This window comes from Thermanaerothrix sp., assembly GCF_056331585.1.
This window is the reverse complement of the sequence record NZ_JBWGPQ010000001.1, coordinates 218,831-230,798: the sequence shown is the minus strand read 5'-3', so window position 1 is coordinate 230,798 and position 11,968 is coordinate 218,831. Positions and strand designations below refer to the sequence as shown.

Below are 11,968 nucleotides of genomic sequence, written 5' to 3'. Positions count from 1 at the left end.
CAACAAGTAGGATGGCTCAATTTTACCCAAAAATTAATTCTTTAAAAAGCCCTAACTCACGCCCACAAAACCTTGACAAATTTGAGACGAGTGATTAAGATAGCGGGCAATTCTACACCTGAGAATCGTTTTTACCCCATATGTCACGGTTCGCCTTTTTCTATTACTACTTTTATTGGGCCCCTCCTAGGAGCAGGTTGCTCCAAGAAGGTGGTTAGCCGTAGGTAGTGGTAGAAAAAGGCAACCCCTGGATTGGTAAAGAATGACGTGGAGCAACCTGCTCCACGTCATTTGTTTTATATCCGGAGGTAGCGTTTATGAACTTGGTTGCAATTCGTGGCGCAATCACTTGTTTTGAGAATACACCCGAAGCCATCTTATCTTCCACTCATCGTTTGATGAGCACACTAATCGAAAAGAATCGTCTTTCACCCGAAAATGTTGTCTCTATTATCTTCTCGGCTACACCAGATCTGAATGCCGTCTATCCGGCACAGGCTGTGCGGGAAATGGGATGGTCACAGGTCCCTATGTTGTGCCTGCAGGAGATGAATGTGGAGAACAGTTTAGCCCATTGCCTGCGCGTGTTAATTCACGCCACACTGCCTCTTCCCCCCCATCATGTTTATTTGGAACAAGCCCAATCCTTGCGCCCTGACTGGGCTCAGGATGAATCTTAAAGCAATCGAAAGGAGGATCGCGATGATCGTGGTTATGAAACCCAATGCCTCTGAGGAACAGATTCGGAAAGTGGCTCAACGGATTGAATCCTATGGGCTTAAGGTGCATTTTTCCCGAGGCACCGAGGTCACCGTTTTGGGGGTCATTGGAGATGATCGTATCATCAATCGTGATCAATTGGTTCACATGGAAGGTGTGGATAAGCTCATCCCCGTGCTCAAACCTTATAAACTGGCTTCACGAGAATTCCATCCAGAGAATACGGTGTTGGAGATTAATGGCATCCAGGTTGGGGGCGAACGTATTGTGGTGATTGCCGGTCCTTGTGCGGTCGAGAGTCGTGAACAAATTCTTGAAGCGGCTCAGAGAGTCAAAGAGGCGGGAGCTCATATGTTACGCGGTGGGGCTTACAAGCCGCGTACCTCACCCTATTCGTTTCAGGGATTAGGTGAGGAGGGCTTAAAGTTTCTCAAAGAGGCCAGCGAGCTCACCGGGCTACCGGTTGTAACTGAGGTGATGGATGTCCAAACCCTACCGTTGGTGGCTGAGTATGCCGACATCTTGCAGATTGGTGCCCGTAATATGCAAAATTTTCCTCTGCTTCATGCGGTGGGTGAATCCCAAAAACCCGTTTTACTCAAACGCGGGATGTCTTCAACTTTGGAAGAATTGCTCATGTCTGCTGAGTACATTCTCACCCACGGCAATCACCGCGTGATTTTATGCGAGCGGGGAATACGTACTTTTGAGAACTTCACTCGTAATACCCTGGACATCAATGCCGCGCCGGCGCTGAAGATGCTCTCGCACTTACCTGTGTTTATTGACCCCAGTCACGGTACCGGGCGGTGGGAATTGGTTGAACCGGTCTCGCGAGCAGCCGTCGCTGCCGGGGCGGATGGGCTGATCATTGAAGTACATCCGCGTCCCGATCAAGCGCTTTCGGATGGTGCGCAATCTTTAACCCCAGAGCGCTTTAGTGCACTTATGAAGAGTCTCGCTCCTGTAGCCCAGGCTGTAGGTCGTTCGCTATGAAATCTCTGTCTGAAACAGACTTTACCATCATCGGGTTGGGGCTAATGGGTGCATCGCTCGCGGCGGCTCTAAGGCCTCATTGTCATAGGATTTGGGGTGTTGATCAAGACCCAGAAGCCCTTCATTGGTGCTGCGCTCAGGGTTGGATTGATCGTGGTCATCAGAGGTTTGAAGATGCCGTTTCCCATTCTGAGGTAATTGTTTTGGCTACACCGGTTCGGACAATTTTAACCCTCTTGGAAGCCATTTCCTCATACCTAATGCCCGGAACCCTCGTTATGGATCTGGGGAGCACTAAAACAAGCATCTGCGAGAAAATGGAACATTTACCTTTGGGAGTGGAAGCCATTGGGGGTCATCCGTTGTGTGGACGAGAGGTTTCCGGTGCTCGTAATGCGGATGCAAGTCTATTTCGGGATCGCCTTTTCGTTCTTGTCCCAACGAAGAGAACATCACCTCGTGCTTTGGATCTAACAATCCAGCTTGTCAAGTCCATTGGTGCTCATCCTGTGCTTCTGGATGCCGCAACACACGATCATTTGGTTGCGACAAGTAGTCACTTACCCTACCTAGTGGCCTGCACCTTGGTTGCTACAGCTTCACGGATCACTGATCCAGAGAACTTTTTATGGCATCTGGTTGCCAGTGGATTTCGAGATACCTCACGTCTGGCGGGCTCGGATGTTCAAATGATGTTGGACATCTTGCAGACTAATCGCCCCAATATCCTTAGAAGTATGAAGACTTTTGCGCAAACCATGAACGATCTTATCCAGATCTTAGAGAGCGAAGACGAGGCACAACTTAAAGCCTGGTTGGAATACGTCCGGGAAGAAAGAAGGAGGCATCTTCAATGAGTCCGGTTCGTGTTTTCCAGTGTTCGAGGCTGGAAGGTACGGTTTATCTCCCGGGGGATAAATCTATCTCTCATCGCGCCCTGCTTCTAGGGGCTATAGCTCAGGGGACGACCACAGTGTCTAACTTTCTGCCAAGTGGGGATTGCCTAGCCACAGCGGGTGCACTACGTGACCTGGGGATTGAGGTGGTATTACCCGGTCTGCATACAGCCATTGTTCACGGACGTGGATTAAGGGGTTTTCGTTGCCCTGAAAAGCCGCTCAATTGCGTTCGTTCCGGAACGACTATGCGCTTACTAACGGGTCTATTGGCGACTCAACCTTTTGAGAGCACCCTTACTGGGGAGGAACAGTTACTTCGGCGTCCTATGGAACGTGTAGCTAGACCGTTGCGGCAAATGGGAGCACATATCTGCACAACGAATGGATATGCTCCTATCGCCATCACAGGGCAGAACCTGTGCGGTGCTCGCTTAGTGTTGGATGTACCAAGCGCTCAAGTGAAAAGCGCTATTCTGCTCGCAGCCATGTATGCCGATTCGCCTACTACGCTCCTTGAAACTGCCCCTGCACGTGATCACACCGAGCGAATGTTGGGGGCCATGGGGGTTAACCTAGACATCCGCAACTCTAAAGGAATACGTGAAATTACCTTGATCCCTCCTGCCCATCCTTTATCACCTTTAGAGATAAAGGTGCCAGGTGACTTTTCCTCAGCGGCGTTCATTCTGGCCGCTGCGTTACTTGCACCTCAATCCCGCGTCAGAATAAAGGATGTAGGAGTAAACCCAACCCGGATCGGGTTTTTAGATGTTTTGTATCAAATGGGTGCAGATATACGGATTACAGGTGAACGCATAATGGCTAACGAGCCGGTGGCTGATCTTGAGGTGCAGACCAGTGAGTTAGAAGCCGTAGAAATTGGAGGCGATTTGGTGGTGCGGATGATTGATGAGTTTCCCGTCCTGGCCGTTTTGGCAACTCAAGCACGGGGACGAACAGTCGTTCGCGATGCCTCAGAATTGAGAGTTAAAGAAACGGATCGCATTGCCACCGTGGTTAAGGAATTAAAAAGGCTCGGTGCTCGCATCGAAGAGAGACCGGATGGTTTTGAGATTTGGGGCCCCTCCCAATTAAGGGGCGTACCGGTTAGCAGTCATGGTGATCATCGCCTTGCTATGAGTCTCTTTGTGTCTGGTTTGGTGGCGCAGGGAGAAACTGTTATTGATGATCTAGATTGTGCTGCCGATTCGTTTCCAGGTTTTCTGACGGTTATGCAAAGCCTAGGAGCGCACTATGTCCAGTATTAATTCCCAGACCCAGATTGTGGGGATAATTGGCTGGCCATTGCATCACAGTTTTTCGCCCGTTATGCATAATGCCGCCTTTTCTCACTTAGGGCTCAATTGGGTTTACCTAGCCTTTCCTTTTCCCCCTCACTATTTAGATGATGCAGTGCGTGGATTACGGGTGCTAGGTATGAGAGGATTCAACGTGACAGCCCCATTTAAACAGGCGATATTTCCCTATCTGGATCAAGCAAGTGAAGTGGCTAAGGCATTGGGAGCAGTTAACACCGTTGTTGTTCGAGAAGATTCGAGTAATGGGAGAAGATGGCTTTATGGAGATAATACCGATGTAGACGGTTTTTTGCGGAGCACTTCTGCCTACCTCGAACAAATTTCCCATGACCACGCTATCATTTTAGGAGCCGGTGGAGCAGCCCGAGCGGTGGCTTATGCGCTTTGTAAAACCGGTTTCAGGGCGGTTTCCTTCGTAACGCGTCATTTAGAACGGGGTCAAACTTTGCTAAAGGAAATTGAGCGTTGGGAATATAGTACCACTTTCGATCTTGTCTCGTTCCAAGAAGTGGATCGGCTTGCTTGGGTCGAAGATGTATCAGTGTTGGTAAATGCCACACCGGTAGGCACATGGCCGGAAACAGATATCTCACCACTACCCGAATCGTTTAGCCTTCCAGCACATTGGCTGGTGATTGACTTGGTCTACAACCCCCAGAAAACGCATCTGCTTAAACAAGCCGAAAACGTGGGTGCTGTTGGAATAAACGGTTTAGGAATGTTGGTGCATCAAGGCGCGCTCTCATTTCGTGCTTGGTGTGGGTTAGATGCGCCGGTCGAGGTTATGCACCAGGCTTGTTTAGAAGCGATCTGTTCAACGAAGGAGGCATGACATGTTGCGGTTGCTCACAGCAGGTGAATCTCATGGGCCCTGCTTGCTGGCTATTGTTGAAGGATTGCCGGCAGGTCTACCTATTGATCTGGATCGGATAAATTTAGAACTTTCGCGGCGTCAAAGGGGTTATGGCCGTAGTCACCGCATGAAAATTGAGCAAGATCGTGCGGAAATTCTCAGCGGAGTTATCAATAAGATCACCACCGGCGCGCCGTTGGCGATACGGATAGAAAATCGCGATTGGGTGAATTGGAAAGACAAGTGGGAACAGGGGCTTTTAGAACCATTGACCGTACCTCGTCCGGGGCATGCTGATTACGCCGGGATGGTTAAGTATCGCTTAAGTGATGCTCGACCAATTTTAGAACGCGCAAGTGCTCGAGAGACGGCAGTTCGTGTTGCAGTTGGTGCTATTGCCAAACAATTATTAGCACAGTTTGATGTTATGGTTGGAAGTTATGTGTGTCAAATAGGGACAGTGGTGGCAAGGATCCCCTTACGCCCATATCCAGAGTTGTGGGTGGAGGCAGAAGCCAGTGAAGTTCGTTGCCCAAATCCAGAGGATGGAGAACGCATGAAATTGGCGATTGATGAAGCCCGCCGCAAAAAGGATACCTTGGGAGGTGTCTTTGAAGTCCAGGCGATCAATGTACCGGTTGGTTTGGGTTCGCATGTGCATTGGGATCGCAGGCTGGATGCTCGGATTGCCATGGCAATGATGTCTATCCAGGCGGTAAAAGGAGTTGAGATTGGTCCTGCTTTTGAAAATGCGGGGCTACCGGGCACCCAAGTACACGATGATATATTTCTTGATTCAAAAGGAGGGGTTACACGTTTCACCAACCGTGCTGGTGGAATCGAAGGAGGCATGAGTAATGGTAATCCAATCGTGGTTAGAGCAGCTATGAAACCCATTGCAACGACCGGTACCCCCCATCAATCTGTGGATGTTGTTAATGGCCGCGCTGCTACGCCGGTATATCAACGCTCTGATATCTGTGCCGTTCCGGCGGCTTCAGTCATTGGAGAAGCCATGTTAGCATGGGTACTAGCGGATGCCCTTTTGGAGAAGTTGGGGGGTGATAGCCTCGAGGAGATGAAGCGATGACGCAGCGAATAATCCTGACTGGGTTCATGGGAACAGGAAAAACAACGGTTGGTAAGCTTGTGGCTGAGAAGATGGGATTGCCATTTATGGATTTAGATGAGGAGATATGCAGGCGTACTGGTCAAAGCATACCGGAGTTTTTTGCTCAAAGGGGAGAGACTGCCTTTCGAGAGCTCGAGTCTCATATGCTACACAAGATTCTAAGGCAAGAGCGGTTGGTATTAGCAACTGGCGGAGGAACTCTTTTAAGGGACGAAAATCGAAAGTTGTGCGAGCAGGCAGGGACTGTGGTGTGTTTGACTTGTAATCTCGAAGTGCTTCAGCGGCGTTTGGATAATAAAGAAATGTCTTATCGTCCTTTGTTAATGAATGATGATTCTAAGAGAACTCTGGTTGAACTTTGGGAGAGACGCCGCGAAGTTTATCGTAAGATTTTCTGGCAAGTGGATACTTCGAGTAAATCGCCTCAACAGATTGCGGATACCATTATCGGTTTGGTCAATGCTTCTGTTGTTGATTTGAATTATCCGGATGGGGTCTGCAAAATCTTGGTGGGAAAAAGATTGTTTTCTTTACTGGATACACTTCTTAATTCCTTTGGCTTTTCAAATGCCATACGTATTGCTGTGATCTCAAACCATACCGTTGCTGTGCTTCATGGTGAACCTTTGCTAGCTGAGTTGCGAAGGATCGGCTATACCCCCTATTTAATTACCATCCCCGATGGTGAGGAGTATAAGAATCTTGAGACCGTTGCAGGCTTATACGACCGATTGTTGGAAGCACACATAGATCGTGGTGATCTGGTTATTGCCCTGGGAGGAGGTGTGATTGGGGACATCGTGGGATTTGTGGCGTCCACGTATATGCGCGGCTTGCCTCTTATCCAAATTCCCACTTCGTTGTTAGCAATGGTGGATGCTAGCATTGGCGGGAAGACCGGGCTCGATCTTCCCAAGGGAAAAAACTTAATCGGTACTTTTAAGCGACCCTTGGCGGTGTTAGTAGATCCAAAGTATTTAGATACATTACCAAGATCTGAGTTCCTTTCGGGGATAGCTGAGATCATCAAACATGCGGTTATTGCGGATCCACGCCTTTTTTCTTGGTTGGAGAGTGGGCCACAGAATGTATGGGTAGGCGAGAATTTGCTCCTGCGTGCTGTGTCGGTTAAGGTAAACGTGGTGCAGGCTGACCCATATGAAAATGGGCTTAGGGCAATTTTGAATTTTGGACATACGATTGGTCATGCATTGGAAACTCTAAGTAATTACACGATTCGTCATGGTGAAGCAGTAAGTATTGGGATGGCTGTTGAAACCAGACTGGCGAAACATCTTGGCCTCATTGCTTCAGATGAGGCGGAACGTATTATCAGTCTTATTAAGCAATGGTCGCTTCCAATCTATCATCCCTTGCTTGAAAAGAAGGACCTATTTAGCGTTATACAATATGATAAAAAACACAAGCAGGGTAAGTTGCGTTGGGCTTTGCCATCACGGATTGGAGAGGTAAGGCTGATTTGGGGAATTGATGAGTGGAGTGTAAGGAAGGCTATAACTTCCCTCAAGGAGGCAGTCAATGCTCAATGATCATTCTTTTCGCATCTTGGTAATGCATGGACCGAATTTGGGATTGCTGGGGCGGCGTGAACCTGAGGTTTATGGTAGTGTTACTTTGGAATGGATTAATAGCAGATTAAATGACTATGCGAATAGTCATAATGCCACACTACGGATTTTTCAAAGCAACTCCGAGGGGGAAATTATTGATCGCATAATTGCCAACATGGAATGGTTAGACGGCGTGCTAATCAACGCGGGAGGATATACCCACACCAGCATAGCCATACGCGATACCTTGGCAGCAATTGGTAAGCCCGCCATTGAGGTTCATCTCTCTAATATCTATGCCCGTGAGCCCTTTCGGCATACCTCCCTACTAGCACCAGTATGCGTGGGGCAGATTAGCGGCTTAGGATGGCGTTCTTATCTCTATGGCCTTATGGCATTGTTGGACCTTCTTACTGAGCGCAATTTATTAATTAACACCTGTATGAGGGAGCAGAATAAACAATGAAACACTTTGTGGTCGAGATCACATACACTTTGCCATTTGAACAAATCGCCCCAGTGGTGTCCGAACATCGCGCCTTCTTACAGGATGGTTACGATAGTGGGATGCTCCTAATGTCTGGGCCGATGAATCCTCGCATTGGCGGCATTGTTATTGCCCGTGCGGAGAATGAAGAACAACTTCGTGGTTATTTTTCACGTGACCCTTATTTTCTCAAGCACGCAGCCACATATCGATTTATCGAGTTTGATCCGGTTAAATACCAAGTGTTTATTGCAGATTGGGTAAACGGAAAATAATCCCGATTCCCAAATTGGTAACCAGAGATATAGTCATCATGAAAATAATAGCCTTTCAAGGTGAACACGGTGCCTATTCCGAAAGCGCGGCTATTGAATATTTTGGTTCTCAAATTGAGACCCTGCCATGCGAATCATTTGAAGCCGTGTTCGACGCTGTCGAACAAAAAATAGCAGATCAAGGTATTATTCCGATTGAAAATTCTCTAGCGGGGAGTGTACATCAGAATTATGATCTCTTGTTGTCTCGTTCGTTGCATATTATTGGAGAATACCATTTGAGGATTCAACACTGTTTGATCGGCTGGCCTAATGCGGATATCAAACACTTAAGAAAAGTGATTAGCCACCCTCAGGCACTAGCACAATGTCGTGATACCTTAAAACGCTTGGGGATTCCTTCTACCGAACCGGTCTATGATACCGCTGGCGCAGTGCGTTTATTACTGAGCCAGGCTGATCCCGCTGTGGCAGCCATTGCCTCGCGACGTGCTGCAGAGGTCTACAACATGGCCATTCTTGCCGAAGGGATCGAAGATCATTCGGCAAACTTTACCCGCTTCTTGATCTTGAGCCGCGAGTCCATTGAGCCTCCTCGTAACCAGGCCAAGACCTCGATTGTTTTTACCTTGATCAATCGTCCTGGTGCTTTGTTTCGGGCTTTGGCTGTCTTTGCTCTCCGCGAAATTGACCTGGCAAAAATTGAGTCTCGGCCAGTTTTTGGCAGACCAGGTGAATATCTGTTTTATGTTGATTTTTTCGGCTCCACAGCCAATAAAGTTGTCGAGCGGGCTTTGGAAAACCTGAATGAATTTGCAACTATGCTGCGAATACTTGGGTGCTATCCTTTTCACCCCCTCCCGTTATCATGATTACTCCCTATGTTGCAATCTATAATAATATGAAGGTGTTTGTTGGGACGGATTCTGCGGAGGGATGATGAAAAATTTGGGCTTTGTTTCCACCCGCTTTGCCGGTACAGATGGGGTGTCTTTAGAAAGCGAAAAATGGGCTATTGTGCTGGAGCGATTGGGGTATTCTTGTTTCTATTTTGCCGGGGAGTCTAATCGTCCGAACGATATCAGTTACATCGTTCCTGAAGCCTCATTTCATCACCCTGAAATTGTCAAGATCAATACAATTGTGTTCGGACACCGGATTCGCCCTCCCATTATAACCAAAGAAATCTCTCGGATAAAAGGTTACTTAAAAAATCATCTAAAACACTTCATCAAGCGGTTTCAGGTTGATATTTTGCTTGTCGAGAATGCTCTGGCCATTCCCATGAACATCCCTCTAGGGCTAGCGCTATGCGAACTTATCGCCGAGTCAGGAATTCCCACGATTGCTCATCACCATGACTTCTTTTGGGAACGTACACGGTTCATGGTGAATTGTGTCTGGGATTACCTTAACCAAGCCTTCCCCCCTAACCTTCCCTTTATTAGACATGTTGTTATAAACTCGTCTGCGGCTCACCAGTTGGCCCATCGAACTGGTGTAGCCTCGGTTTTGGTTGGAAATGTGATGGATTTCGAGAATCCACCAATTTTAGATAGTGACTATACGAAATATTTGCGACAAGATCTCGGGATTCACGACGATGAATTTTTCTTTCTTCAACCCACCCGTGTGGTTCAGCGCAAAGGCATTGAACATGCCATTGAGCTTATCCACCGTTTAGGACTTAAGGCTCGCTTAATCATTTCGCACGCTAGCGGCGATGAAGGACACGACTACGAGCAACACATCCGATGGCTGGCGCAGACCCTCAATGCATCCGTAAACTTTGTCTCTGACATTATTCGTGATCAGCGTGGGCAGACGCCTGATGGGCGCAGGATATACTCCCTTTGGGATGTTTATCCACAAGCGGATCTTGTAACCTACCCATCAACCTTTGAAGGCTTTGGGAACGCCTTTCTAGAAGCTGTCTACTTTCGCCGCCCCATTCTTATTAACAATTATTCAATCTATGCTTATGACATCAAACCCAAGGGCTTTCGCACGATTGAGTTTGATGGGTTTATTACTGACCGCACGATCAATCAAGTCGAGCATCTCCTAACTCACCCTGAGATTACGAGCGAAATGACCGAGCACAATTATCGTTTGGGTCTTAAGTATTACTCATTCAAAGTACTAGAGCACCGACTTAGAGATCTGTTATTATCATGGAATCCGTAAAGTGGATGGAATTTCGTTCGTCTGCATCACTTTGCGAAAATGAAATCCATAAATAGCCAGTGTGATTGCGTGAACAAACTTCTTGGGATATTTTATAAGAGTACGGAAGAGTAAATGCCAGAATTCCCGTCGCTCATCACCTTTAATTCCCAGTTCCCAAATCGCTTTGATAAAAGCCTTTATCTCTCCCCCCTTTATCGGAACACCTATCCGAGGTGGCACATAGTGATCCAAAAAGGTCATGATCCGTCTATAGAAGCCGTGTGGACTATATAGTTCTCTCAAAATATACTGATAACCCTCACGTAATTGATTGAGTCCCATCCTGGGGAGGATATTGGTAGTACCATCTGTGTTATCACCACTGATCTCGGCCTGCAAACGACCTTCAGCCGCCAATCGCTCATATAATGGCGTACCATAAGGGGCCTGAAGCATTCCCACCATTGCTGTAACGATCCCACTGCGTTGGATAAATTCAACCTGCTGTTTAAAAACCGTGGGTGGATCGTTGTCAAAACCTACAATAAAGCCTCCCATAACTTGTAAACCCGCTTGTTGCAAGCGGCGCACGCTACTCAATAAATCTCGGTGCATATTGTGCGATTTATGACATTCGCGTAAACTTTCTTCTAAGGGGGTTTCGATACCAATGAACACAGATACAAAACCCGCTTCACGCATCATGGAAATAAGTTCCGGATCATCCGCAAGATTGATAGAGGCTTCGGTAATAAAAGGGCACCCTATTTTGCCTTTGCGCCAAGTGATCAGTGCCGGTAATATTTCATCTTTTATTTGGCGACGGTTACCAATAAAGTTATCATCCACAAAGAAGATGTTTCGACGCCAACCCAGGTCGTAATACATGGTATTTAATTCCGCGACAATCTGCTCGGCACTTTTCGTGCGTGGGCGATGACCGAAAAGGGCGGTAACATTGCAAAACTCACAGTTGTAAGGGCAGCCACGGGAATACTGGATACTTAATGACTCGTAAGCAGAAATTTTAGCCAACTCCCACGCCGGTATCGGCGTTGCGCTCAAATCCGCATAGGAACTGGCCTGATATAGAGGAGCCGGATTCCCCTTTTCAAAGTCTTCCAAGAATTGAGGCAAAGTGACCTCACCTTCTCCCAGCACCAAATGATCAATCTCCGAGAATCTAAACCATTCTGCTGAAAATAACGGTCCTCCAGCAACAATGCGTTTTCCCGCTCGCCTGGAACGCTTTATGACCTCTTTGGCCGAGGAGCGTTGTACCACCATTGCTGAAATCATCACTATATCCGCCCTAGCGATGTCTTCATCAGTGAGCCGTTCGACATTCATATCCACCAAACGCTTGGACCAATTTGCCGGAAGCATAGATGCTACCGTCAGTAATCCTAACGGTGGCGAGGATGCCTTCCTTCCGATAAATCGCAAAGCATGTTTAAAGCTCCAAAAGGTATCTGGAAATTCCGGATAAACTAGGAGCACATTCATGACCTTCCCTCCCGCAGAAACTTCCCACACTTTGAGTGTAA

At 47.6% G+C, this 11,968-nt stretch carries 12 protein-coding genes; 11 read left to right on the top strand and 1 reads right to left on the bottom strand.

Going from position 1 to position 11,968, the window contains the following annotated elements; translation table 11 throughout:
- Nucleotides 1–317: 317 nt before the first annotated feature.
- The 11 genes from aroH (at nucleotide 318) to AC01YT_RS00970 (ending at nucleotide 10,439) form a co-directional block, all read left to right on the top strand.
- Nucleotides 318–680 (top strand): chorismate mutase, encoded by a 363-nt coding sequence (aroH, locus tag AC01YT_RS01020; RefSeq protein WP_476672274.1) that lies wholly within the window; start codon nucleotides 318–320, stop codon nucleotides 678–680.
- Nucleotides 681–702: 22 nt separating this feature from the next.
- Nucleotides 703–1,716 (top strand): 3-deoxy-7-phosphoheptulonate synthase, encoded by a 1,014-nt coding sequence (gene aroF, locus AC01YT_RS01015; RefSeq protein WP_476672272.1) that lies wholly within the window; start codon nucleotides 703–705, stop codon nucleotides 1,714–1,716.
- Nucleotides 1,713–2,573 carry a prephenate dehydrogenase gene (locus AC01YT_RS01010; protein WP_476672270.1) on the top strand — a complete coding sequence of 287 codons (861 nt, stop codon included), beginning with the start codon at nucleotides 1,713–1,715 and terminating at the stop codon, nucleotides 2,571–2,573. The genes aroF and AC01YT_RS01010 overlap by 4 nt, the downstream gene beginning before the upstream one ends.
- Nucleotides 2,570–3,883, top strand: coding sequence for a 3-phosphoshikimate 1-carboxyvinyltransferase (aroA, locus tag AC01YT_RS01005; protein WP_476672268.1), 1,314 nt, complete (start codon nucleotides 2,570–2,572; stop codon nucleotides 3,881–3,883). Before AC01YT_RS01010 ends, aroA begins: the two co-directional genes overlap by 4 nt.
- The gene (locus AC01YT_RS01000; RefSeq protein ID WP_476672267.1) at nucleotides 3,870–4,766 is read left to right on the top strand and encodes a shikimate dehydrogenase; all 897 of its coding nucleotides are present in this window, start codon (nucleotides 3,870–3,872) and stop codon (nucleotides 4,764–4,766) included. Before aroA ends, AC01YT_RS01000 begins: the two co-directional genes overlap by 14 nt.
- Before the next feature lies 1 nt (nucleotide 4,767).
- Nucleotides 4,768–5,877 carry a chorismate synthase gene (gene aroC, locus AC01YT_RS00995; protein ID WP_476672266.1) on the top strand — a complete coding sequence of 370 codons (1,110 nt, stop codon included), beginning with the start codon at nucleotides 4,768–4,770 and terminating at the stop codon, nucleotides 5,875–5,877.
- Nucleotides 5,874–7,469 carry a 3-dehydroquinate synthase gene (gene aroB, locus AC01YT_RS00990; RefSeq protein ID WP_476672265.1) on the top strand — a complete coding sequence of 532 codons (1,596 nt, stop codon included), beginning with the start codon at nucleotides 5,874–5,876 and terminating at the stop codon, nucleotides 7,467–7,469. Before aroC ends, aroB begins: the two co-directional genes overlap by 4 nt.
- Complete coding sequence (gene aroQ / locus AC01YT_RS00985; protein WP_476672264.1) at nucleotides 7,459–7,956, top strand: type II 3-dehydroquinate dehydratase; 498 nt, start codon at nucleotides 7,459–7,461, stop codon at nucleotides 7,954–7,956. Before aroB ends, aroQ begins: the two co-directional genes overlap by 11 nt.
- Nucleotides 7,953–8,252 carry a YciI family protein gene (locus AC01YT_RS00980; protein ID WP_476672262.1) on the top strand — a complete coding sequence of 100 codons (300 nt, stop codon included), beginning with the start codon at nucleotides 7,953–7,955 and terminating at the stop codon, nucleotides 8,250–8,252. Before aroQ ends, AC01YT_RS00980 begins: the two co-directional genes overlap by 4 nt.
- Nucleotides 8,253–8,290: 38 nt before the next feature.
- Complete coding sequence (gene pheA / locus AC01YT_RS00975; RefSeq protein ID WP_476672261.1) at nucleotides 8,291–9,124, top strand: prephenate dehydratase; 834 nt, start codon at nucleotides 8,291–8,293, stop codon at nucleotides 9,122–9,124.
- Between the two features lie 64 nt (nucleotides 9,125–9,188).
- Complete coding sequence (locus tag AC01YT_RS00970) at nucleotides 9,189–10,439, top strand: glycosyltransferase (protein WP_476672259.1); 1,251 nt, start codon at nucleotides 9,189–9,191, stop codon at nucleotides 10,437–10,439.
- Here AC01YT_RS00970 and AC01YT_RS00965 read toward each other — a convergent pair.
- The gene (locus AC01YT_RS00965) at nucleotides 10,425–11,927 is read right to left on the bottom strand and encodes a B12-binding domain-containing radical SAM protein (protein ID WP_476672257.1); all 1,503 of its coding nucleotides are present in this window, start codon (nucleotides 11,925–11,927) and stop codon (nucleotides 10,425–10,427) included. The genes AC01YT_RS00970 and AC01YT_RS00965 overlap by 15 nt on opposite strands.
- Nucleotides 11,928–11,968 lie beyond the last annotated feature (41 nt).